Genomic DNA, 22,299 nt, shown 5'->3' with positions numbered 1-22,299 from the left:
GATGGGACGAAGCCGCTGGAGCAATCTTCATCAAACTGTCACCGAACTGTGGCAGCGCGCTTGCACAAATATCATCAGACTCGCGCTCCACTGGGGTTCTGCGTTTCGGTATTTTTTCATGCGTGTACGTTTTCTTTCAGCGGCAGTCCTGCTGGCCGCCTTGCTGTTCGGCTTGCCGGCGTTTGCCGCGGGTCGCTGCGATGTCAATGTTCCCACCGAGCATGTCGACCTGGATCAGGTCAGCCTGGCCTACCAGAGCATCGGTCGTGCCTCGGATCCGGCGCTGCTGCTGATCATGGGCCTGGGTGGCCAGTTGATCCACTGGCCGGACGAGGTGGTGGTTGCCCTGTGCCAGCAGGGCTTCCGGGTGATCCGTTATGACAACCGCGACGTCGGCCTGTCGATCTGGCGCCAGGCGCCGGCGAGCGCCAACCTGACGTTCGAGGTGTTGCGCTACAAGCTCGGCCTGCCGGTGGCGGCGCCCTACAGCCTGAGCGACATGGCCGGCGATGCGCTGGGATTGATGGATGCGCTGCAGGTCGAGCGGTTCCACGTGCTGGGCGCCAGCATGGGCGGGATGATCGCCCAACGGCTGGCGGCCATGGCGCCGCAGCGGGTCGAGAGCCTGACGCTGGTGATGACCAGCTCCGGTGCCGAGGGTTTGCCGGCGCCGAGTGCGGCGCTGGTGCAGTTGCTGTCGCGGCGCAGTGCGCCGAACCGTCAGGTGGCGATCGAGCAGCAGGCCGACCTGCTGGCGGCGCTGGGCAGCCCCGAGGTGAAGGATGATCGGCACAAGCTGCTGCAACAGGCGGCGACGGCCTATGACCGGGCGTTCAATCCGGAAGGGGTAAAGCGCCAGATCATGGCGATCCTGGCCGAACCGAGCCGGGTGCCGCTGCTCAATCAGCTGCGGGTGCCGACCCTGGTGGTGCATGGCACGGCCGATCCGTTGTTGCCGGTGATGCATGGGGTGCACCTGGCGGCGCATATCCAGGGTAGCCAGCTGGTGCTGATTCCGGGGTTGGCCCATCGGTTCCAGGAGGCGTTCAAGGCGCCGTTGCTGGCGGCGGTGTTGCCGTACCTGCGGGCGCAGCAGCAGGATGTCGGCCATGTGGCGCAGCTCTGAGGCGAGCAGGACTGCCCCCCGCTGTAGGAGCGTGACTTGCCCGCAAAGTTTCTATGGCCCTTGAGGTCGCTAAAAGCTTCGCGGGCCAGCCACGCTCCTACAGTTGATGGGGCGCTTCTGAAAACTCCCTGGTGCTCAGCGAATGATTTTTTCCACCTGGATCGCCAGTTTCTTCAGGCGGTACCAGAAGCTGCGCTCGGAAATCCCGATCATCTGCGCGGCGGCGGCCTGGACACCGTTGGCCTCGTGCAGTGCCGCCAGGATGTAGCCCTTTTCCACTTCCGCCAGGGCCGCGTCGAGGTCCTTGGGGATCGCCGGGCCGGCGTGCAGCGCCACGGTCGGGTTGCCCGGCTCCGATGGCTGCGGGGTGAACAGGTAGGCCGGCAGGTCGCTTTCCTCGATCACCGGGCTGGTGGCGACGATGGTCGCCCGTTCCACGCAGTTCTGCAGTTCGCGTATGTTGCCCGGCCAACTGTAGTTGGCCATCGCCTGCAGGGCCTGCGGGCTGAAGCCGGTGATGCGCTTGCCGGCACTGGCGCCCAGGGCGTGGGCGAAATGCCGGGCCAGCGGGGCGATATCCTCGACCCGCTCGCGCAGGGCGGGCAGGGGAATCGGGAAGACGTTCAGGCGGTAGTACAGGTCTTCGCGAAACTCCTTGTTCGCCACCGCTTCGAGCAGGTTCTTGTTGGTCGCGGCAATCACCCGCACATCGACCTTGCGTTCGCGCGGATCGCCCACCGGCTCGATCACCCGCTCCTGCAGCGCGCGCAGGATCTTCGCCTGCAATGCCAGCGGCATGTCGCCGACCTCGTCGAGGAACAGCGTGCCTTTGTCCGCCTGCATGAAGCGCCCGACCCGGTCCGAGACGGCACCGGTGAAGGCACCCTTGCGGTGGCCGAACATTTCGCTTTCCAGCAGGCCCTCGGGAATCGCCGCGCAGTTGACCGCGACGAAGGGTTTGTCGGCGCGGCTGCCGTGCTGGTGGATCGCCCGCGCGACCATCTCCTTGCCGGTGCCGCTTTCGCCGGTCAGCAGGATGGTGGCGCTGCTCTCGCGTACCGAATCGATGGCTTGCAGTACCCGGCGAAACGTCGGGCTGTCGCCCACCAGGCTGTCGATCTGCCGGTGTTCGTCGAGTTCGGCGCGCATCCGCGCGTTGTCGCGCAGGATGTCGCGGAACTGCAGGGCCTTGCTGACGGTGATGTCCAGCTCGTCGATGTCGAACGGCTTGGCGATGTAGTCGAAGGCACCGTTGCGCATGGACTGCACGGCGTTCTTCACCGTGCTGTAGGCGGTCATCACGATCACCGGCAACTGCGGGAAGCGCGACTTGATCTCGGCCAGCAGTTGCGGGCCGTCCATGCCGGGCATGCGCCAGTCGCTGATGACCAGGTCGATCTCTTCCTGGTCCAGCACCACCAGGGCCTGCAGGCCGTTGCCGGCGGTGAACACCTGGATATCGTTCTGGCTCAGGGCCGAGCTGAGCAGGTCGCAGAGCTTGGGTTCGTCATCGACCACCAGGACCTTATGCGTCATCGTCGTGTTCCTCGTCATCCCCGGCGTCCAGGTCTTCGCCATGGGCCGGAATGTACAGCTTGAAGCACGCGCCTGCATCTTTCTCGCTGGTGCATTCGATCCGCCCGTCGTGGTTTTCCATGATCGAGAAGACCTTGGCCAGGCCCAGGCCGGTACCCGAGGCCTTGGTGGTGACGAACGGGGTGAAGATCCGCTCGATCATGTCCGGTTCGATGCCCTGGCCGGTGTCGCTGACGCTGATGATGGTGTAGTCCTGGTCCTTGCCGATGCCCAGGGTCAGGCGCCCGCCGTTGGGCATGGCGTCGATGGCGTTGAGGATCAGGTTCAGACAGGCCTGTTTCAACTGGCCGGCATCGGCGTACAGGGTGACGCCGGGGGCCTGGTCGTCGATCCGCGCGTCGATGTTGTGGGTCGCCAGTTCCGGGGCGCAGAAACCGAGAATCTCCTCGGCCAGGGCCCGGGCCGGCTGAATGGCGCGGATCGGTGCGCTGGGCTTGGCGAAGTCGAGGAACTCGGTGATCAGGTCATTGATCCGCGACACTTCGCTGATCACGTATTCCAGGTGCCGCTTGTCGTTGTCCGGCAGGCTGGCCCGGCGGTGCAACAGTTGGGTGGCGGTCTTGATGATGCCCAGCGGGTTGCGGATTTCGTGGGCCAGGCCCATGGCGACTTCGCCCAGGGCGTGCAGGCGGTCGCGGCGGCGCAACTGGGCTTCCAGGTGATGCAGTTCGCCCAGGCGCTCGGTCATGTGGTTGAAGGTGTGGCTGAGCTCGGCCAGCTCGTCGCTGCCGATCACCGGAATGCGCTTGTTGTAGTTGCCGGAAATGACCGCCCCGACGCCCTCGGCCAGGCCACGCAGTGGCAGGGTCAGGCGTTGCGAGACCAGCCAGCCGACACTCAGGGACAGCGCCGAGCCGACCAGGAAGATCAGGATGAACAGGTTGCTCTGGTTGACCAGCCCGACCAGGCTGGTGTGGCGCAGCAGGCCACTGAAGATCACCCCCTGCAGGTCGCCGGTATCGTTGAAGATCGGCCAGTACAGGCCGCTGTAGCGGCTGGTGAACAGCTCGCTGGGCAGGCGGGTCTCGCGCAGGTTCTTCTCGATTTTCGCCGGTACTTGCAGCGGGTGGTCCTCGAAGCGCTGGGTCGAGAAGATTTCGGCGAAACCCTTGGCGTTCGCCAGGTACAGACGCAGGTCGAGGGAGTGCACGTCGGCCACGCTGTTGAGGAAGCTGCTGTCCAGGTAGGTGGCGATCAGCAACTGATAATCGACCCCCTCCTGGGTGCTCTGGAACGTCGAGACCACCACCCCGGTCGGTACCTCGGCGACCTTGATGGTCTGCAGCACGGCATTGGGCGCGGTGTTGATCTGTTCGACGATGTCTTGCGAAGCGGTGCTGAACACCACCTTGTGATCCTGGGTGCGGATTAGTGCGACGACGTCGATGCCCATCGCGTCGGCGATATCGGCGGTCAGCTTGTCATGCTTGGCCGCCTGGCGTGAGGTCGGTGGGCGGGTGTAGAGCAGGAACAACTGCGCGACCCGCGCGTTGTCGCGCTGGATCTCGCTGATCTCGTCCTTGACGATCTTGGTCGATTCCTGCAGCCAGATGCGCACGTTGCTGTCGAAGATCTGCGACAGGGTGGTCGCCGCCAGCTCGGCGGCGATCATGGTCGGCACGACGCTGACCAGCCAGAACGCCAGCAACAGTTTGCGTTGCACGCTCCAGCGCGAGATCGAGAAGGGGCGGCGTTTACGGCGGCGTTCTGGATTGGAGTTCATCAGGTTTCGTTTATCGCTGCAGCCATGGCGGGGTCGAATCGATCCGGTCGGACAACCCATTTGACCAGTTTCAGGACATTGTTGACCAGCCGGTTTCGATGGTGAAAGAACAGGTTGTTGCCCTGGAAGGTGCAGCCCAGGCGAATCTTGCTCGCATAGCCGGCCTGACCGCATTCGTACAGGGCGATACCCTGCTCGATACAGTGCTCGACATTGGCCAGCCAACTGCGGAAATAGAGGTTGTGTTGACGGGTTTCGTTCAGGTCGTGGCCGAAAAATTTATCGATCAGCCGTTCCTTGTCCAGCAGGATCAGGTTGAACGCCACCAGCCGCTCGTCGATCCAGTACAGGACGCAGGCGGCGCGTTCTTCCAGTTGTTCGAGCACACCGGTGAAGTAGTCCGCCGGCAGGCGTTCGAACTGGGTTTCGCTGCGAGACAGGGTCGACTCGTACAGGCGCATGACCTGTGGCAGCACATCGTCGATGTTGCGTCGCCACTCGATCCGCGGACCGGGAGCGCGCAGCTTGCGCCGCAGGTCCTTGCGGGTGGACTTGCCCAGGGTGCCCAGGTAGGCGTCGATCGAGCCGAAGGCCACCGGCAGTGTCGAGCCGGGCAGGCTCGGCAACTGCTGGAAACCGGCCATTTTGCAGGCGCTGTTCCAGTCGTTGTCGGCACTGGGCGCGTCCTTGACCGCCGTGAGGCTGATGTTCAGGCGGGCGGCGTCTTCCCGAGCGAGCAACAGCAGGCGCTCCAGCAGGGCCTGGCGGCGTTGCGCCGGCACCTGGCTGGCGATGCCGGCATGGCACTGTTCCGCCACCGGCGAGCCAATGGCGTAGAGCCCCAGTTCCAGAAGCCCCGGTAGCGCCCGGTTGACCCAGCCAGTGATGCGCTTGGCCACGCCTTGCACCGTGGTGTCGAGCTTGTAGCGGGTGGTGAAGGCGGGGGCGACGGCCAGCAGGCAGCCGTCTTCGAACAGCGCCAGGTAGCGCCATTCGAAGTCGTCGATGCCGGCCTTTTCCACCGCCAGGTAATACTCCCAATTCTCCAGCGCACCCGGGAAACAGTCGTTCCAGGCTGCGCGTTCAATGGCCTCGATGCTGGAGAAGGCTTGGGCGTCAATCACGTGGTCTGTCCTTAGGCCCGTTGCCGATAGTCTTCGCGTACGCTCAGGCGCTCGATGAAACCGGCACTCAACTCGATCACCTCGCGGTACTGCAGGTCGACGGTGATCATGTGATAGCAGTTGTCGAGCATGACCTTGGTCACCGGGCCACCCAGGTGCTTCTCGACATAGTTGGCGTTCCACGGGCTGGTGATATCGTCCTCGACGGAGTGAATCACCAGCGCCGGGGTCCGGATCGACGGCATGCGGCGCATCACCACGGCGTTCATCCGGTGCAGTTCGCGCACCGTGATGCCCTCCATGGTCAGCAGCCCGGCATCGCTGCTCTGGCCGGCCTTCATCTGGCGCTCGACGATCGCCCGCAGGCGCTCGTTCTTGATGCCGTACGGCGGCTTCTCCTCGAACCGACAGATATGCACGCCGAACGGGATCTTCATCAGCAGCGGCGTCAGGAACGCCAGCTTGTTGATGCTCCAGCCGTCGTAGCGCAGGGTGGTCGAATACATCAACAGCCCTGTGACCTGGCCGGGGAACTCGGAGGCCAGGTACATGGACATGACCGCGCCCATGGACAGGCCGCCGACGAACACCTGTTCGTGGCGCTGCCTGATGCCGACGAAGGTCTTGCGCACGCCCTCGTACCAGTCCTGCCAGCCGGTGGCCTGCAGGTCGGCATTGCCGCCGCAATGACCGGGCAGGGTCGGTACGTACACCGTGCACGTACCGTCCTTGACCAGGCCCTGGGCAACCTTGCGCAGTTCCGTCGGGGTGCCGGTCAGGCCGTGGATCAGCAGGACCCCGACCGGACCGTCGCCGAGGACGAAGCCGGCATCGCCTTCGCCCAGATCGATCGCTGCGCTGTTCACCGCTTCATGGCCCGGTTCAGCAACTGCTCGAGCAGTTTCAGGCCCAGATCGATTTCTTCGTAGGTGATTTCCAGCGAAGGCGCCAGGGTGATCACGTTCTTGTAGTAACCGCCCACGTCCAGCACCAGGCCCAGCTTGCGGCCGTCGACGATCATGTCGCCCTTCATGCCTTCCTCGACCATGAAGTCCAGGGTCGCCTTGTCCGGGGTGAAACCGTCCGGGCCGCAGATTTCGCAGCGCAGGGCCAGGCCCAGGCCATCGACGTCGCCGATGATCGGGAAGCGTTTCTGCAGGTCCTGTAGGCCTTCGAGGAAGTACTTGCCCTTGGCCATGACCATCGCACCGTAGTCGATTTCGCTGGTCATCTTGAACATTTCCAGGCCTACCGCCGTACCCAGCGGGTTGGAGGCGAAGGTGGAGTGGGTCGATCCTGGCGGGAACACGGTCGGGTTGATCAGTTCCTCACGGGCCCAGATGCCGCCCAGCGGGTTCAGGCCGTTGGTCAGCGCCTTGCCGAAGACGATCACGTCCGGCTGCACGTCGAAGTGCTCGATCGACCACAGCTTGCCGGTCCGGTAGAAGCCCATCTGGATTTCGTCGACCACCAGAAGGATGCCGTGCTGGTCGAGGACCTGCTTGAGTTCGCGATAGAAGTTCATCGGCGGGATCACGTAGCCACCGGTGCCCTGGATCGGCTCGGCGTAGAACGCGGCGTATTCGCTGGCGCCGACCTTGGGGTCCCACACGCCGTTGTATTCGGTTTCGAACAGCCGGGCGAACTGTTTCACGCACTCGCTGCCGTATTCTTCCTTGGTCATGCCTTTCGGGCCGCGGAAGTGATACGGGAACGGGATGAACTGCGCGCGCTCGCCGAAGTGGCCGTAGCGGCGACGGTAGCGGTAGCTCGAAGTGATCGACGAAGCGCCCAGGGTACGGCCGTGGTAGCCGCCCTCGAAGGCGAACATCAGGCTCTTGCCGTTGCTGGCGTTACGCACGACCTTCAGGGAGTCTTCGACCGACTGCGAACCGCCGACGTTGAAGTGTACGCGACCGTCGAGGCCGAATTTCTTCTTGGCGTCGACCGCGATCATTTCCGACAGCTCGATCTTGCCCTTGTGCAGGTACTGGCTGGCGATCTGCGGCAGGGTATCGATCTGCTGCTTCAGGGCGTTGTTCAGGCGTGGGTTGGCATAGCCGAAGTTCACGGCCGAATACCACATCTGCAGGTCGAGGTAGGCCTGGTCTTCGGTGTCCCACACGTAGGAACCTTCACAGCGGCTGAAAATGCGCGGTGGCTCGATGTAGTGGACGGTATCGCCGTAGGAGCAGTACTTGGCTTCTTTATCCAGAAGCACGCGGTCTTCGGCGCTAGCGATGCGAATCTCAGACATGGTGGAAGAGTTCCTGAGTTTGGGAAGGGTTTTCGGCGCCGTCGAGCGCGAAAGTGGTGGCGTTGGCGGCTTCGCTGCTGGGCAGCAGGGCCAGCAATGCCGGAAGTTCGCCGAACGATTCGAAACGCGCATGCGCGATGCCGTTGCGTTCGCAGTGATCGGCCAGGCGGCCCTTGGCGAATACGAAGTCGGCGGTGCCGGCCACGCACATGTCCGATTGACCGTCACCGATCACCAGCACACGCTTGCCCTTGGGCGTGGATTTGCACTTGCAGTTGCCGGAGGCCGCACGGCAGGCGTCGCTCGCATGTGGGAAGTCGATGCGCCAGCTGTTCTGGTCGACCTGGCGCAGGCGGTTGGCCAGGATCGGCAGCAGGGTCACGTAGTTGCGCGACAGAATCCGCGCGATGCCTTGCTCGATGCCGTCGCTGACCACTTCGATGGTCGCGCCCAGGCTCATCACGTGGTCGACGAAGTCGGGGAAGTCCGGGTCGATATCGATGGTGTCGAAGTAGGCCAGCAATTCGGCCGGCGTTGCCTTGACCAGGGCCAGTTGGCGGCTGAGGCATTCACGCGAACCGATGTGACCGTCCAGCCATTCCTGCTCGATCGCTTCCCAGCTCGGGTCGGCGAAACGTTCCAGGATGTTGTCGATCGCGTCGGTGCGGGAAATGGTCCCGTCGAAATCACACACGATATGCCAGTGCATCATCTGCAGTTACCTGTTGAATAAGAGCGCACCTTGCGCATGTCAGGGCTAGAGCACGGAGCGTGCCAAAGCGCTGAAGGCCCTGTATTCACGGGGTTTGCCGGATGTTTGTATGAAATTGGCTACAAGGAGCTACAATTTTTGTAGCTTGCTACAAACAAGATCAGTGCTTGCCTAAGGCAGGCGCTCTGGTGATTGATGCGCGCATGTTCAGAACAAGGAAACGTCTCATGGCCAGGTTTACCCCCACATTGCTGCTTGCCGGTCTGCTGGCCCTGGGCGGCTGGAGTGCTGCTGCGCTGGCCGAGGAAGGGCTCGGCGGGCAGATCGGTCTCGGTATCGGCTATCAGCCCCATGACCCTTCGGGCAGCAGTTACGACACTGTGCCGTTGCCCTATCTGGACCTGGATTGGGGAGACGTCAGCCTCAGTGGCGACGATGGCCTGACCTGGGATGCCTTCAAGGGCAGCGGCTTCACGGCCGGGCCGTTCATCAACTACCTGCCGGGGCGCAACGCCGACGGCGACCTGCGCGGCTTGCGCAATGTCCCGGACATGGCCCAGGTCGGCGGTTACGTGCAGTACGCGCCGGCCGACTTCTGGCGGGTATTCGTGCAGGTCGGCAGTGCGGTCGGTGGAGGCAATGCCCAGGGTGGCCTGCTCGGCAAGGTCGGCGGCGAACTCGGCTATCCGCTGGGCCTGGGCATCATCGGCAGCAGCAACCTGAGCGCCCATTTCGCCGATGCCCGGCAGACCCGGACCTTTTTCGGCGTGACCGCCGAAGAGGCCCAGGCTTCGGGGATCGAGCAGTACAAGCCGGGTGGCGGGCTGCAGAACTTCACCCTGACCCAGAACTTCGCGGTTCCGCTGGGGGGCAACTGGTCGCTGATGACCAGCGCGAGCTGGATTCGCCTGGTGGGCAACGCGGCTGACAGCAGCATCGTCAGGGAACGTGGCAACAGCAACCAGGGCCAGGTGCAGACCGCGATCAGCTACAAGTTCTGACAGGAAGGGGGCGATCGGCTGGCTGAGGGTCCCCGGCGGGTTTTGCCCGGGCGGGCAAAACTGGTCTGCCGTTTGCAATGGACCTCCCGGTAATCACTGTCCGGGAAACTTTCAGATGGCTCGTCCTGCTTATCGCCTGTTGGCCTATTCGCTCTGGGACCTGGTGCCCATTGTCATGGCGCTGGCCCATTTCGCCTTCGTACTCTGGCTGGTACTGGGTTTTCACGACCACTCCTGGTGGCTGATCATCCCGACGGCACTGCTCTATGCGGTCAGCCTGTCGTGGAGCATCAACAGCATCTCCCACAACCAGATCCACAATCCCTATTTCACCCCGCACTGGATGAACCGCGGCTTCGACCTGCTGCTGTCGCTGACCATCGGTTTTTCCCAGACGATGTATCGCGATATCCACAACCGCCACCATCGCGGCAACTCCGACCTGCCGCGGGAGGACGGGACCACCATCGACCCGCTGTCGATCTACCTGCATGGCAAGGACGGCCAGCCGGACAACGTCTGGGCCTACACCTTCCTGAGTTTCTTCCGCGATGATCCGAAGGCCTACTACGAGGAAATGCAGCGCAAGCATCCGGCGGATGCGCGCTGGGTCAAGGTCGAGATCTGTGCGACGGTGGCGTTCTACCTGGCACTGGCGGCCTATGACTGGCACGCGGTGCTGGTGCTGCTGCCGTTCTGGTACCTGGGGCAGTCGCTGTCCTCGCTCAACGGCTACTACGAGCATCTGGGTGGCAACCCGGACCTGCCGATCGCCTGGGGCGTGAGTTCCTACAGCCGGCTCTACAACCTGATCTGGATGAACAACGGTTATCACGCCGAGCACCACTACCGGCCGAAGATGCACTGGACCAAGGTCAAGGCGTTTCATGCGCAGATCAGGCAGCAGCAGCGCGAGGCGGGGGTGAAGGTGATTCCACTGGCCCATGGCCTGGGCTTTCTGCTCAGGCACCGCTGAAGGGTGGAGCCGCGGGCCTGGAGTTGTCTCAGTTCTCCTCGCCCTCGGCAAGCAGGGCGATCCCGCCGATGATCACCAGCACGCCGATCCAGTGCAGTGGGCTGATCTGTTCGCCCAGCCCCAGCCACGAGCCGAGCAGCACGGCGATGAACACCAGCGAGCTCAAGGGGAAGGCCAGGGACAGGCTGCTGCGCCGCAGGATCAGCATCCACACGAAGAACGCGCCGATGTAGCAGGCGATCGCTACCCAGACGCCCGGGTTGACCAGCACCGCAGTGAGCCACTGCAGGTTGAAATCCACCTGGCCCAACTGGTCGCCGCCGACCTTGGTGGCGATCTGGCCAGCACTTTCGAAGAGGATCAGCAGGGCCCAGAGGACGATGGTGCCCAGGCGGCCGTGAAGCCAGTCGATGTGTTTGACATTACTCATAATCAGGTTCCTTCAACTCTCAACTGCCAGCGATGGCAACCAGCATGACGCCCAGGGTGATCACCAGGGTGCCCATCCAGCGACGGCGGCTGACGGTTTCCCCCAGCACCACCTTGCCGGCCAGCACCACCCCGCAGTAGCCCAGCGCGGCGGCTGGGAACAGCAGGCTCAATGGCGCCCGGGACAGGGCCTCGAGCCAGACCAGGAATTCCACGGCATAGGCACCGATCCCGCACCACAGCAGCGGTGCGTTGAATACCTGGCCCCAGAAGGCGTTCAGGCGAAAGCCGCCTTCCAGCTCCGGCAGGCGGTCCAGGCCGATCTTGAAGCAGAGTTGGCCGACCACGTCGAGGACAATGGAGAAGGCCACCAGTAGAACAACGGTCAGGGTCACGGAAACAGCTCCTCGAACAGCGAGATCAATGCCTGGTTGGTGGTCGCGTTGCGTTGCAGGTCGGCCGCGCTCCAGCGTTCGGCCGGCGGCTGGTCGGACCTGGCTTCCCAGCGCTTGAAGGCGTTGCTGAAGGCCGGCTGGGCGAACTCGCCGCAGATATCGATGCCCAGCACGCGTTTGCGCGCCGCCAGGGCGCGGAGGGCGTCGAGCAGGTGGGTCAGGCGCATGCCGCCCTGGTCCCAGTTGGTGGCGGCATCCTCGCTGGCCAGCACGTCCTTGTCGATGGTGATCCAGATCGCTTCGGTGGGCAGGCTCTGGATCAGTTGTTCGAGGAAGTCCGGCCAGTGCTCGTCGGCCAGGTTGCGCCAGTGCAACTGGTTCTCCTGCTGCTGGTGGCCGGCACCGTCGCCGATCCGCCCCCAGACCTTGGACGGCGCGTGCTGCCAGGGGAACAGCTGCAGGACGCCGCGGCGCAGGGCGCCGAGGTTGCCACCGCGCAGTTGCGGGGTATCGAGGTCCTCGCTGCAGGGGCCGAGGGTGACGATGCGCTGGATGTTCGGCAGCTTGAGTGCGCGGTTGACCCACGAGCCGCAGTGCCGGCGCGGGGCCAGGTGGACCCAGTCGGGGTGGTTGTCGAAGTGGATCAGGCTGACCGGTTCCGGCAGGTTGTCGAGGAAGGCCGGGGTCAGGTGATGGTAGTCGCCGGAGCCGACGAAGATGATCTGTGGCTTGCCTGCCGCTGGCGCGACGAGCTGGCGCAGGCGTTCGGTGAAGCGCCGGTACTGGCGTTCGGTGGTCCACAGACGCAGTTTCGGGCCGAGGTCGAGCAGGTCCAGGCGCCGCGCGCGACCACTGTCGAGCAGGTTGCGGATCGGCGCCTGGACCGTGAGGCTGTGGTCGAGATCTAAGATGTTCAAAACGTCGTTTTTCCCGTGGCAGCGCCCGTGCATCGGATGCCCTGCCCAGGCTGGAGGGCAGGTGTTTCGGGCTTTGGCGGGGAAATGCAAAGGGCGGGCCAGACAGCTGTGCCGCCGTCATGGGAGCGCCGCCTTGATCAGCAGGCGGCTGTCAGTGACTCAAACCGTACTTCTTCACCTTGTCGAACAGGGTGGTCTTGGCCATGCCCAGTTCCTGGCTGGCCTGGGTCAGGTTGCCGCCACTGCGTTGCAGGGCTTCGTTGAGCAGGTTGCGCTCGAAGGCTTCCACCGCTTCGGCGAAACCCAGGCCGCCAGCGCTCTGTGCGCCGGGCTTCTTGAAGGCCGGCAGGCCGAGGGCGAAGCGCTCGGCGACGTTGCGCAGTTCGCGTACGTTGCCCGGCCAGTCGTGGCTCATCAGGCTCGACAGGGTCTGGTTGTCCAGCTCCGGCGCGGTACGATCGAAACGCAGCGACGACTGCTGCAGGAAGTGTTCGAACAGTTGCAGGATGTCCTCGCGCCGTTCGCGCAGTGGCGGCAGTTCCAGGGTCACCACGTTCAGGCGGTAGTAGAGGTCGCTGCGGAACTCGCCGGCCTTGCCCAGTTCGTCGAGGTCGGATTTGGTCGCGGCGATCACCCGGCAGTCCACCGCGACGCTCTGGTTCGAGCCCAGGCGCTCCAGGGTGCGTTCCTGCAGGACCCGCAGCAGCTTGATCTGCAGCGGGATCGGCATGCTTTCCACTTCATCGAGAAACAGCGTGCCGCCGTGGGCGTGCTCGATCTTGCCGATCCGCCGCTTGCCGGCGCCGGTGAAGGCGTTGGCCTCGTGACCGAAGATCTCGCTCTCGAAGAGGTTTTCCGGCAGGCCACCGCAGTTGAGGGCGACGAACTGTTGCGACTGGCGCCGGCTGAAGTCATGCAGGCAGCGGGCGACCAGTTCCTTGCCGGTACCGGTTTCACCTTCGATCAGCACGTTGGCCGATGTGTCGGCGACGTTGGCGATCAGCTCCCGCAGGTTCTGCATCGCCGGCGAGCGACCGATGATCCGCCCTTCCAGGCTGTCGCGCTCGGCCAGTTGCCGGCGCAGCGACCAGACTTCCCGCGACAGGCCACGTTGTTCCAGGGCGCGGCGGGCGACCTCGACCAGGCGTTCGGGCGAGAAGGGTTTTTCCATGAAGTCGTAGGCACCGTTGCGCATCGCCCCGACCGCCATGGAGATATCGCCGTGGCCGGTGATCAGCACCACCGGCAGGCTGCGGTCGCGGGCCTTGAGGCGGGTCAGCAGTTCCAGGCCGTCGATGCCCGGCAAGCGGATATCGCTGATGACGATACCGGGAAAGTTGTCGCCGACCCGTTCCAGGGCCGCTTCGGCGCTGGAGACACCTTCGCAGGGAATGTCTTCGAGGGACAGCGCCTGCTGGCAGCCGAGCAGTACATGGGGATCGTCTTCGACGATCAGGACGGTCAGGTCGTTGTTCATATCGGCTCGGCCTTGGCAGGGATGACCCGCGGTAGATGGAGGACGAAGGCGGTGCCGCCGCTGGCCGGGTGCTCCACGCCCAGGTTGCCGCCGGCCGCCGCCGCCAGGCTCGCCGAGAGCGTCAGGCCCAGGCCGAGGCCTTGTGCGCCGGGCTTGGTGGTGAAAAAGGGTTCGAACAGGTGCTTGCGCGCTTCCAGGCCAATGCCGTGGCCGTTATCGCGCACTTGCAGGCGGTACTTGCCTTCGGCGAAGTCGCCCTCCAGCCACAGTTCCGGCAACGGCTGCGCCTGCATGGCGTCGAGGGCGTTGCCGAACAGGTTGACCAGGATCTGCTCCAGGCGGGTCGGATCGATCGCCAGCTGGACGTCGTCATGGTCGCGGTGGATTTCCAGGTGCATGGCCTCGATGCGGCCGCTCAACAACTGCAGGGCGGCATCGATGGATTTGCCCAGGTTGGCCTCGCCCTTGTCATCGCCCCGGCGGGCAAAGGCGCGCAGGCTGGCGGTGATGCGGCCCATGCGGTCGATCAGGTCGTTGATGGTGCGCAGGTTGGTGCTGGCCACCTCCAGCTCGCCGCGTTCGAGAAACCGAATGGTGTTGCCGGACAGGGTACGCAAGGCCGCCAGGGGCTGGTTCAGCTCGTGGGCGATGCTGGTGGACATCTGGCCGATGGCGGCCAGCTTGCCGGCCTGCACCAGTTCATCCTGGGCCCGGCGCAGGGTTTCCTCGGCCTGGCGCCGCTCGCGGATCTGGTCCTTGAGCCGGTCGTTGCTGGCGCGCAGGTCGGCGGTGCGTTCGGTGATGCGTCGTTCCAGCTGGTTGTTGGCCTCCTGCAGGGCTTCCCGTGCGGCCAGGCGGGTGGCGAGCACCTTGCGCCGCTCGTTCCAGGCGATCAGCAGGAACGCCACCAGGGCAAAGGCCACCGCGACCAGGATGCCCTGGTTGGCCGCTTCCCGCCGCAGGTCCTGCAAGGGCGTGAGCAGGGTGAAGTTCCAGGGGGTGTCGGCCAACTGGCGGGTCTGGGCCAGGTAACTGACATTGTCGCCGTCCTTGACCAGGTCGGGGTTGGCGGGGAAGGTCAGGGTCTCGACGCCATCGCCGAGGCGTTCGCGGGCCAGCGGCTGCAGCTCGTTGAGCGGCCACCAGTAGTATTGCAGGCTGCGCGCCAGGCGATCCTTGGTCTCCGAGCTGAGCGGGCGGACCGACTTGAGGCGTCGGCTCGGGTCGCTGGAGAGAATGATGATGCCGTTCTCGTCGCTGACGAAGGCTTCCAGCCGGGCACGCTGCCAGCGTTCCTCAAGGGCTTCGAGGCGCACCTTGATCACGGCCACGCCGATGATCTTGCCTTGTTCCTCAAGGCCGTGGGCCAGGTAGTAGCCGGGTTCGCCGAGGGTGCTGCCGATGCCGTAGAAGCGTCCCGGCTGGCCGCGTACGGCGTCCTGGAAATAGGCGCGGAACGACAGGTCTTCGCCGAGGTAACTGTCGCTGTCGCGCCAGTTGCTGGTGGCCAGCACCCGGCCGGAGGTGTCCAGCACATAGATCGCCCGGCTGCGGCTGCGGCGGTTGAGGCCTTCGAGGTATTCGTTGACGGTCTGGCGATGGTCGGCGTCGGGCTCGCGCAGCAGGTCCGAGACGCTGGACTCAAGTTCCAGCAGGCTGGGCAGGTAGGTGTACTTGCTCAGTTCGCTTTCGACGGTGCGCGCATGCAGTTCCAGTGCGCGCTGGCCATTTTCGCTGAGGGTGCGGATGCCGTAGTGCTCGCTGATGCGATAGCCGGCATAGCCGAGGCCGATCATCAGCAGGATGATCAGCGGCGGCAGGAACAGGTGACGGATCAGGCGGGGTTTCACGGCGAGTGATGGCGGCGTCGCACGATAGAGATTGGGGTCGCATTTCATCACAGATGCCTTGGGTCAACCAGATCGTCTTGGCGGGAGCGGCGCTGCTGCCCGCGAGGGCAGCGAGTGCGCTGAAGGCTTCGCGGGCAAGCCCGCTCCCACAAGACTGCGCAGTCCGCGGATACTGCGGTCCGGCCCTGTCAGTGCTGCAGGATTTTCTCGAGGAAGTGCTGCGCACGGTCGGAGCGGGCGCTGATGTCGCCGAAGAACTCTTCCTTGTTGCAGTCTTCGATGATCTTGCCCTGGTCCATGAAGATCACACGGCTGGCGACCTTGCGGGCGAAGCCCATCTCGTGGGTCACGCACATCATGGTCATGCCTTCCTGGGCCAGCTGGACCATCACGTCGAGCACTTCGTTGACCATTTCCGGGTCGAGGGCCGAGGTCGGTTCGTCGAACAGCATGACGATCGGGTCCATCGCCAGCGCCCGGGCGATCGCCACGCGCTGCTGCTGGCCGCCGGAGAGCTGGCCGGGATGCTTGTGCGCATGGGCCGACAGGCCGACGCGATCGAGCAGTTGCAGGCCTTTTTTGGTGGCTTCTTCCTTGCTGCGGCCCAGCACCTTGATCTGCGCGATGGTCAGGTTCTCGGTGATGGTCAAGTGCGGGAACAGCTCGAAGTGCTGGAACACCATGCCCACTCGCGAGCGCAGTTTCGGCAGATCGGTCTTCGGGTCGGCGATGGAGGTGCCGTCGACCACGATGTCGCCTTTCTGGAACGGTTCCAGGGCGTTGACGCACTTGATCAGGGTCGACTTGCCCGAGCCCGACGGGCCGCAGACCACCACCACTTCACCCTTTTTGACTTCGGTGCTGCAATCGGTCAGCACTTGGAAGTCGCCATACCACTTGTTGACGTTCTTGATAGAGATCATACGGCAAACCTTTTTTGCAGACGCTTGACCAGCAGCGAGGCGGCGAAGCTGATTGTGAAGTAGACCAGGCCGGCGAAAATCAGGAACTCGTTGGAACGGCCGACGATATCGCCGCTCGAGCGTGCCGAGTTGAGGAAGTCCACCAGGCCCACGGTGTAGACCAGCGAGGTGTCCTGGAACAGGATGATACTTTGCTGCAGCAGCAGCGGGGTCATCTTGCGGAAGGCCTGGGGCAGGATGATCAGGCGCATGGTCTGGCCATAGCCCATGCCCAGTGCCTGGGCGGCGCCCATCTGGCCCTTGGGAATCGACTGTACGCCGGCCCGGACGATTTCACAGAAGTACGCCGCCTCGAACATCATGAAGGCGACGATACAGGAGGTGAATGCACCGATCGGCGTGTCTTCGCCGGTGATCCAGCGCAGCACGAACGGTACCGCCAGGTAGAACCAGGTGATCACCAGCAGCAGCGGGATCGAGCGGAAATAGTTGACGTAGGCACCGGCGATCGCCGACAGCAGCTTGTTGTGGGACAGGCGCATGAGTGCCAGCAGGGTGCCGATGATGATCCCGCCGACGACGCCCAGGGCCATCAGTTGCAGAGTCATCAGCATGCCGTTCCACAGGCCGGGGATGGCCGGGACGATGTCGCTGAAATCGAATTCCATTATTTACCCCCCACGGAGATCAGGCCGGGCACCGAGACTTTCTTCTCGACCAGGCGCATGAGCAGCATCAGGCTCATGTTCAGGGTGAAGTAGATCAGCGTCGCCAGGGTGAAGGCTTCGAACAGGTTGGCGGAGAACTCGGCGGTCTGCTTGGTCTGCGCGAGCAGTTCCATCAGGCCGATCAGCGAGGCGACGGACGAGTTCTTGAAGATGTTGAGGAATTCCGAGGTCAGCGGCGGAATGATGATCCGGTAGGCCTGGGGCAGCAGCACGTGCCAGTAGATCTGCGGCAGCTTGAAGCCCATGGCGCGGGCTGCCGATTCCTGGCCGCGGGGCAGCGCCTGGATACCGGTGCGCACCTGTTCGCAGACCCGTGCGGCGGTGAACAGGCCGAGGCAGATCACCACGCTGATGTAGGCCGAGGTGGTCGGGTTCAGGTCCTGCTTGAACCATTCCTGCAGGTTCGGCGGCAGCAGGTCGGGTACCAGGAAGTACCAGATGAACAGTTGCACCAGCAGTGGCACGTTGCGGAACAATTCCACGTAGCAGGTCGCGATACCGGCTACCAGACGGTTGGGTACGGTGCGCATCACGCCGAGTATGGAACCCAGGACCAATGCAATGATCCAGCCCACGATGGCGATCGCGATGGTCCAGCCCAGCCCGGAGATGAACCAGTCGAGATAGGTCTCGCTGCCCACGCCGGTGGTCTTGAAGAACACGCCCCAATCCCAGTTGTAATTCATTCGGGTCTCCCCTCAGGTCGATCGATGTACGAGCACGTGCTTCCCGGGACTCCGCCCCGCCCGCCAGTGTCTGTCGGGCACACCGGTACCGCTCGCGGTCCGAGTGTTGTTCCAGTTCGATTCAGAAGAAGCCAGTACAGCAGGTGTTCAACAGACTTCCCGGGCCGTGCTGGCGGCCCCGGGAAGTCAGGTTAGCCGTGACTCAGATCTTTGCATCCGGCGCTGGCTTGTCGTTCGGATTCTCGATCAGGGCCTTGAGCTCCTTGCTCATCGGGAACTGCAGGTTCAGGCCTTTTGGCGGAATCGGCTGGGTGAACCACTTGTCGTAGATCTTGTTGATCTCGCCGGACTTGTAGAGGCCCACGATGGCGTCATCCACGGCTTTCTTGAACGCCGGGTCGTCCTTGCGGACCATGCAGCCATAGATTTCGTAGGACTGTGGAGTACCGGTCACTTCCCAGTCGGTCGGCTTCTTGGCCTTGGCCATTTCGCCGGCCAGCAGTGCGTCGTCCATCATGAAGGCCACGGCACGGCCGCCTTCGAGCATCTGGAAGGACTCGCCGTGGTCCTTGGCGGAGATGACGTTCATGCCCATCTGCTTGTCGGCGTTCATCGCCTTGAGGATGCGCTCGGAAGTGGTACCGGCGGTGGTCACCACGTTCTTGCCCTTGAGGTCGGCGAAGTCCTTGTAGGTGGAGTCCTTCTTCGACAGCAGGCGGGTACCGATCTCGAAGATACCGACCGAGAAATCGACCTGCTGGGCGCGTTCGGCGTTGTTGGTGGTGGAGCCGCACTCGACGTCGACGGTGCCGTTCTGCACCAGCGGGATACGGGTCTGGGAGGTGACCAGGTTGTACTTGACCTTCAGGTCAGGCAGGTTCAGGTCTTTCTTGATACCTTCGACGATGGCCAGCTGGATATCGTGGGAGTAGCCGACCGGCTTGCCGGAAGCATCAGCGATGTAGGAAAACGGAATGGAACTGTCGCGATGGCCTAGGGTGATGGTCCCGGACTCTTTGATCTTCTTCAGGGTGCCGGTCAGTTCGGCAGCGGAAACTGGAGTGCTGATCAGAGCGGCAGCGATTGCGGCGCCCAGGATGTGGGGAACGATGCGCATCGGTTACTTTCCTCGAGATTGTTTTTCTTATGGAGCCTTTCAGTCGGCTCGGGTACTGCGAACGGCCCGCAGGGCCCAAGGGGCTGAGTGAGCATTCGGTAATGGAAGTATAGAGCACGACTCGTGCCACACCCGGCGATGTGGGCTTATCTATTGATTTGTAAGGGTTTTTTGTGGTTTTCGAGCGAAGGGGGAAGGGACTGGCGTCCGGTTCGCCGAATGCTGGCCGAACGGGCGTTCGGAAAACCGAATGGTAGAGGGGGGAGCGGGGGCGCTATTCGCGGCGGTGCGCCGCTCCTACCGATCCCGACCCCGGTTTCTGGAGCCCCATGAACCGCAGGAGCGGCCGGCCGACGCTCGGTTGCCCGCGAATAGGCCGGCCGCCCTGCCCGGAATCCTGAAGCAGCCCAGGCAGGAAAGTCAGGCCGCCTCGATCTTGCTGCGCGCCTGCTCGACCTTGTCCAGGTAGTCCTGCAGTTTCTGCTGCTGCTCAGGGCTGGTGAACAGCCCCAGCTTGCTGCGCCGCCAGAGAATGTCCTGGGCGGCGGTCGCCCATTCTTCACTGCACAGGTAATCGACTTCACGGCTGTAGAGGCCAGCGCCAAGGTGTTCGCCGAGGTCGCCGAGCGTCTGTACGCCTTCCAGCAGGCGCCAGGCACGGCTGCCGTAGGTGCTGGCCCAGCGCCGGGCGATTTCGCTCGGCACCCAGTCGAAGCGTTTGCGGATCGCCTCGGCCAGGGCCTGTGGCGTGGTTATGTCTTCGCCACCGGGCAGGGTCGAGGCAGCGGTCCAACTCGGCCGCATCTGGGTGAAGAACGGGGCCAACTGGCTCATCGCCGACTCGGCCAGCTTGCGGTAGGTGGTCAGCTTGCCACCGAACACCGACAGCAGTGGGGCTTCCTCGGTATTGCCCGACAGCGCCAGGGTGTAGTCGCGGGTCACTGCCGACGGGTTGTCGGATTCGTCGTTGCACAGCGGGCGCACGCCGGAATAGCTGTGCAGGATATCGCCACGGGCCAGTTGTTTCTTGAAGTGCGCATTGACCACCTTCAACAGGTAGTCGGTTTCCGCCTCGGTGATCGCCACCTTGGCCGGGTCGCCCTGGTATTCGCGGTCGGTGGTGCCGATCAGCGTGAAACGGTCCAGGTAGGGGATGGTGAACACGATGCGCTGGTCCTCGTTCTGCAGGATATGCGCGTGTTCGCCTTCATACAGCCGAGGCACGATCAGGTGGCTGCCCTGGATCAGGCGGATGCCGTAGGGCGAGTCGAGCTTCAGGTCATCCTTGATGAACTTGGCGACCCAGGGGCCGGCCGCGTTCACCAGGGCCTTGGCCTGGATCGAGAAGCGTGCGCCATCGGCGCGCTCCATCTCCAGGTGCCACAGGCCCTTGGCACGGCGGGCGCTGGTGCAACGGGTGCGGGTGTGGATATGCGCACCCTTCTCCCGGGCAGCCATGGCGTTGAGCACCACCAGGCGAGCGTCGTCGACCCAGCAGTCGGAGTATTCGAAGCCCCTGCCGATTTCCGCCTTGAGCGGGTTGTCGGCGCCGAACTTGAGGCTGCGCGAACCGGCAAGCTTTTCGCGTTTGCCCAGGTGGTCATAGAGGAACAGGCCGGCGCGAATCATCCAGGCCGGACGCAGGTGCGGGCGATGCGGCAGGACGAAACGCATCGGCTTGACGATGTGCGGGGCCTTGGCCAGCAGGACTTCCCGTTCGGCCAGGGCTTCGCGCACCAGGCGGAACTCATAGTGTTCCAGGTAGCGCAGGCCGCCATGGATCAGCTTGCTGCTGGCCGACGAGGTGTGGCTGGCCAGGTCGTCCTTTTCGCAAAGGAACACCGAAAGACCGCGACCGGCTGCGTCCGCGGCAATCCCGACACCATTGATGCCACCGCCAATCACGGCGATGTCATAGATCTCGGCAAGGGGTGGTGCAGGCAAGGTGGTGGAAGTCATCGGCGAGCCTCGCATGGCGGTTGCTATATTTGAATTCGAACATTTATGTTCATTTTCGAAAATATTAGCTGATATGTACGCACGCAGCTACCCGCTTCCGATTGAAAAAATTCATCAGAAAGGTCTGAAAGGAAAATTATCGAACATCGAGGCGGCGTGGGGAGGGTAGTGCGGTAGCGGGCTTGCGCGCGCAGCTCTGAGGGGCTGCGCTGGCCCTTCGCGGGCAAGCCAGCTCCCGCAGCGGTTGTCAGTGTCCCGGGCTCTGCCGGGGCAGGGATGTGGCAGCCGATCAGACTACGTCGAGGCGGATCTTGTGCTGGTTGAGCAGTTGCGCCAGGGCCGGAACCGGGGCCTGGTCGGTGACCAGGCAGTCGATCAGGGTGATCGGGCCCAGGCGCACCATGGCATTGCGGCCGAACTTGCTGGAGTCGGCGGCCAGGATGACCTGGCGGGCGTTGGCGATGATCGCCTGGGACACCCGCACTTCCTGATAGTCGAAATCCAGCAGGCTGCCGTCCTCGTCGATGCCGCTGATGCCCACAAGGGCGAAGTCGACCTTGAACTGATTGATGAAGTCGACACTGGCCTGACCCACCACGCCACCGTCGCGACGGACGTTGCCGCCGGCCAGTTGCACTTCGAAGTCGTCCTTGGCGCTGAGGATCGACGCCACGTGCAGATTGTTGGTGATGATCTTCAGGTGATTGTGATTGAGCAGGGCGCGGGCAATCGACTCGGTGGTGGTACCGATATTGATGAACAGCGAGGCATGATCGGGAATCTGCCGGGCGATGGACTCGGCGATCCGCTGCTTTTCGTCGCGCATCTGGTCGGCGCGCATGGCGTAGGCGGTGTTTTCCACGCTGGAGTCATAGGCGGCTCCGCCGTGGTAGCGGCGCAACAGGTTGGAGTCCGCCAACTGATTGATATCGCGGCGGATGGTTTGCGGGGTCACGACGAACAGCTGGGCCATTTCCTCGATGCTGACATAGCCGCGTTCGCGGACCAGCTCGAGGATTTGCTGCTGGCGGGGAGGCAGATTCATGGGGCGTCCTTTGGGCTGCCATACAAATTCCACCATGATGCCGCAGGAAGAACCGGTCTGCCACTTGCAGGGCCGCTGAAACGATTCTCAGGTCGCAAACCGGGCGAGTGCCGGTCGCTCGGCGTGGGCAGTCGGATACGACTGGATTGTTGCGGGGGGATTGCGTGATTGTGGTCAAGCGTGGAGCCGTATTCGCGGGCAAGCCACGCTCCTACAGAAAACGGTGTCGTACACGACACGAGTCCTGCAGGAGCGGGG

General features: G+C 63.6%; 20 protein-coding genes. 3 read left to right on the top strand and 17 right to left on the bottom strand.

Annotated elements, in window-relative coordinates; translation table 11 throughout:
• Positions 1–118: 118 nt before the first annotated feature.
• Positions 119–1,126 (top strand): alpha/beta fold hydrolase, encoded by a 1,008-nt coding sequence (locus ACMGT0_RS26045; protein WP_054057453.1) that lies wholly within the window; start codon positions 119–121, stop codon positions 1,124–1,126.
• Between the two features lie 135 nt (positions 1,127–1,261).
• Here ACMGT0_RS26045 and ACMGT0_RS26040 read toward each other — a convergent pair whose 3' ends face one another.
• Genes ACMGT0_RS26040 through ACMGT0_RS26015 form a run of 6 tightly spaced genes read right to left on the bottom strand, consistent with a single transcriptional unit; the run spans position 1,262 to position 8,538 of the window.
• On the bottom strand, positions 1,262–2,662 hold the full coding sequence (locus ACMGT0_RS26040; RefSeq protein ID WP_054057454.1) for a sigma-54-dependent transcriptional regulator: 1,401 nt from the start codon (positions 2,660–2,662) through the stop codon (positions 1,262–1,264).
• Complete coding sequence (locus tag ACMGT0_RS26035) at positions 2,652–4,445, bottom strand: sensor histidine kinase (RefSeq protein ID WP_054057455.1); 1,794 nt, start codon at positions 4,443–4,445, stop codon at positions 2,652–2,654. The genes ACMGT0_RS26040 and ACMGT0_RS26035 overlap by 11 nt, the downstream gene beginning before the upstream one ends.
• Positions 4,445–5,569, bottom strand: a complete 1,125-nt coding sequence (locus ACMGT0_RS26030; RefSeq protein WP_054061674.1) for a GNAT family N-acetyltransferase — start codon at positions 5,567–5,569, stop codon at positions 4,445–4,447. The genes ACMGT0_RS26035 and ACMGT0_RS26030 overlap by 1 nt, the downstream gene beginning before the upstream one ends.
• A gap of 11 nt (positions 5,570–5,580) precedes the next feature.
• Positions 5,581–6,435: an alpha/beta hydrolase gene (locus ACMGT0_RS26025; protein WP_054061673.1), complete on the bottom strand. Its 855-nt coding sequence runs from the start codon at positions 6,433–6,435 to the stop codon at positions 5,581–5,583.
• Entirely contained in the window at positions 6,432–7,826 is a 1,395-nt protein-coding gene (locus ACMGT0_RS26020; RefSeq protein ID WP_054057458.1) for an aspartate aminotransferase family protein, read from the bottom strand. Before ACMGT0_RS26020 ends, ACMGT0_RS26025 begins: the two co-directional genes overlap by 4 nt.
• Positions 7,819–8,538 carry an MtnX-like HAD-IB family phosphatase gene (locus ACMGT0_RS26015; RefSeq protein ID WP_054057459.1) on the bottom strand — a complete coding sequence of 240 codons (720 nt, stop codon included), beginning with the start codon at positions 8,536–8,538 and terminating at the stop codon, positions 7,819–7,821. Before ACMGT0_RS26015 ends, ACMGT0_RS26020 begins: the two co-directional genes overlap by 8 nt.
• 227 nt (positions 8,539–8,765) lie before the next feature.
• Between ACMGT0_RS26015 and ACMGT0_RS26010 the strand changes: the two genes are divergently transcribed.
• Both ACMGT0_RS26010 and ACMGT0_RS26005 read left to right on the top strand, forming a co-directional pair.
• Positions 8,766–9,539 (top strand): MipA/OmpV family protein, encoded by a 774-nt coding sequence (locus ACMGT0_RS26010; RefSeq protein ID WP_054057460.1) that lies wholly within the window; start codon positions 8,766–8,768, stop codon positions 9,537–9,539.
• Positions 9,540–9,654: 115 nt separating this feature from the next.
• On the top strand, positions 9,655–10,515 hold the full coding sequence (locus ACMGT0_RS26005; RefSeq protein WP_054061670.1) for a fatty acid desaturase family protein: 861 nt from the start codon (positions 9,655–9,657) through the stop codon (positions 10,513–10,515).
• Between the two features lie 28 nt (positions 10,516–10,543).
• Here ACMGT0_RS26005 and ACMGT0_RS26000 read toward each other — a convergent pair whose 3' ends face one another.
• The 11 genes from ACMGT0_RS26000 to ACMGT0_RS25950 all read right to left on the bottom strand — a co-directional run bounded on the left by ACMGT0_RS26000 (position 10,544) and on the right by ACMGT0_RS25950 (position 22,041).
• Complete coding sequence (locus ACMGT0_RS26000) at positions 10,544–10,945, bottom strand: transporter (protein WP_054057462.1); 402 nt, start codon at positions 10,943–10,945, stop codon at positions 10,544–10,546.
• Positions 10,946–10,964: 19 nt separating this feature from the next.
• Entirely contained in the window at positions 10,965–11,339 is a 375-nt protein-coding gene (locus ACMGT0_RS25995) for a transporter (RefSeq protein WP_054061669.1), read from the bottom strand.
• Positions 11,336–12,256 carry an arginase gene (locus tag ACMGT0_RS25990; protein ID WP_054057464.1) on the bottom strand — a complete coding sequence of 307 codons (921 nt, stop codon included), beginning with the start codon at positions 12,254–12,256 and terminating at the stop codon, positions 11,336–11,338. Before ACMGT0_RS25990 ends, ACMGT0_RS25995 begins: the two co-directional genes overlap by 4 nt.
• Positions 12,257–12,407: 151 nt before the next feature.
• A complete protein-coding gene (locus ACMGT0_RS25985) occupies positions 12,408–13,685 on the bottom strand; it encodes a sigma-54-dependent transcriptional regulator (protein WP_239687926.1) in 1,278 nt (425 codons plus the stop codon).
• 44 nt (positions 13,686–13,729) lie between these two features.
• Positions 13,730–15,631, bottom strand: a complete 1,902-nt coding sequence (locus ACMGT0_RS25980; RefSeq protein ID WP_054057466.1) for a sensor histidine kinase — start codon at positions 15,629–15,631, stop codon at positions 13,730–13,732.
• A 140-nt stretch (positions 15,632–15,771) separates the two neighbouring features.
• Entirely contained in the window at positions 15,772–16,506 is a 735-nt protein-coding gene (locus ACMGT0_RS25975; RefSeq protein ID WP_054057467.1) for an amino acid ABC transporter ATP-binding protein, read from the bottom strand.
• A complete protein-coding gene (locus ACMGT0_RS25970; protein ID WP_054057468.1) occupies positions 16,503–17,174 on the bottom strand; it encodes an amino acid ABC transporter permease in 672 nt (223 codons plus the stop codon). Before ACMGT0_RS25970 ends, ACMGT0_RS25975 begins: the two co-directional genes overlap by 4 nt.
• Positions 17,174–17,920: an amino acid ABC transporter permease gene (locus ACMGT0_RS25965; RefSeq protein WP_054057469.1), complete on the bottom strand. Its 747-nt coding sequence runs from the start codon at positions 17,918–17,920 to the stop codon at positions 17,174–17,176. The genes ACMGT0_RS25970 and ACMGT0_RS25965 overlap by 1 nt, the downstream gene beginning before the upstream one ends.
• A 202-nt stretch (positions 17,921–18,122) precedes the next feature.
• Entirely contained in the window at positions 18,123–19,037 is a 915-nt protein-coding gene (locus ACMGT0_RS25960) for a glutamate/aspartate ABC transporter substrate-binding protein (protein ID WP_054057470.1), read from the bottom strand.
• Positions 19,038–19,457: 420 nt separating this feature from the next.
• The gene (glpD, locus tag ACMGT0_RS25955) at positions 19,458–20,996 is read right to left on the bottom strand and encodes a glycerol-3-phosphate dehydrogenase (RefSeq protein ID WP_416770385.1); all 1,539 of its coding nucleotides are present in this window, start codon (positions 20,994–20,996) and stop codon (positions 19,458–19,460) included.
• Positions 20,997–21,285: 289 nt separating this feature from the next.
• Complete coding sequence (locus ACMGT0_RS25950; protein WP_054057471.1) at positions 21,286–22,041, bottom strand: DeoR/GlpR family transcriptional regulator; 756 nt, start codon at positions 22,039–22,041, stop codon at positions 21,286–21,288.
• Positions 22,042–22,299: the final 258 nt, after the last annotated feature.

Source organism: Pseudomonas sp. RHF3.3-3 (assembly GCF_048069595.1).
GTDB classification, from domain to species: domain Bacteria; phylum Pseudomonadota; class Gammaproteobacteria; order Pseudomonadales; family Pseudomonadaceae; genus Aquipseudomonas; species Aquipseudomonas fuscovaginae_B.
Note: the sequence above shows the minus strand (reverse complement) of the source record. Positions and strands in the feature narration are given on the sequence as shown.

What these genes read in the sequence shown, in the direction of transcription:
- ACMGT0_RS26045 (WP_054057453.1), top strand. Translation starts at nt 119, where the DNA reads ATGCGTGTACGTTTTCTTTCAGCGGCAGTCCTGCTGGCCGCCTTGCTG.
- ACMGT0_RS26040 (WP_054057454.1), bottom strand. Translation starts at nt 2,662, where the DNA reads ATGACGCATAAGGTCCTGGTGGTCGATGACGAACCCAAGCTCTGCGAC.
- ACMGT0_RS26035 (WP_054057455.1), bottom strand. Translation starts at nt 4,445, where the DNA reads ATGAACTCCAATCCAGAACGCCGCCGTAAACGCCGCCCCTTCTCGATC.
- ACMGT0_RS26020 (WP_054057458.1), bottom strand. Translation starts at nt 7,826, where the DNA reads ATGTCTGAGATTCGCATCGCTAGCGCCGAAGACCGCGTGCTTCTGGAT.
- ACMGT0_RS26015 (WP_054057459.1), bottom strand. Translation starts at nt 8,538, where the DNA reads ATGATGCACTGGCATATCGTGTGTGATTTCGACGGGACCATTTCCCGC.
- ACMGT0_RS26010 (WP_054057460.1), top strand. Translation starts at nt 8,766, where the DNA reads ATGGCCAGGTTTACCCCCACATTGCTGCTTGCCGGTCTGCTGGCCCTG.
- ACMGT0_RS26005 (WP_054061670.1), top strand. Translation starts at nt 9,655, where the DNA reads ATGGCTCGTCCTGCTTATCGCCTGTTGGCCTATTCGCTCTGGGACCTG.
- ACMGT0_RS26000 (WP_054057462.1), bottom strand. Translation starts at nt 10,945, where the DNA reads ATGAGTAATGTCAAACACATCGACTGGCTTCACGGCCGCCTGGGCACC.
- ACMGT0_RS25980 (WP_054057466.1), bottom strand. Translation starts at nt 15,631, where the DNA reads ATGAAATGCGACCCCAATCTCTATCGTGCGACGCCGCCATCACTCGCC.
- ACMGT0_RS25975 (WP_054057467.1), bottom strand. Translation starts at nt 16,506, where the DNA reads ATGATCTCTATCAAGAACGTCAACAAGTGGTATGGCGACTTCCAAGTG.
- ACMGT0_RS25970 (WP_054057468.1), bottom strand. Translation starts at nt 17,174, where the DNA reads ATGGAATTCGATTTCAGCGACATCGTCCCGGCCATCCCCGGCCTGTGG.
- ACMGT0_RS25965 (WP_054057469.1), bottom strand. Translation starts at nt 17,920, where the DNA reads ATGAATTACAACTGGGATTGGGGCGTGTTCTTCAAGACCACCGGCGTG.
- ACMGT0_RS25960 (WP_054057470.1), bottom strand. Translation starts at nt 19,037, where the DNA reads ATGCGCATCGTTCCCCACATCCTGGGCGCCGCAATCGCTGCCGCTCTG.
- glpD (WP_416770385.1), bottom strand. Translation starts at nt 20,996, where the DNA reads ATGACTTCCACCACCTTGCCTGCACCACCCCTTGCCGAGATCTATGAC.
- ACMGT0_RS25950 (WP_054057471.1), bottom strand. Translation starts at nt 22,041, where the DNA reads ATGAATCTGCCTCCCCGCCAGCAGCAAATCCTCGAGCTGGTCCGCGAA.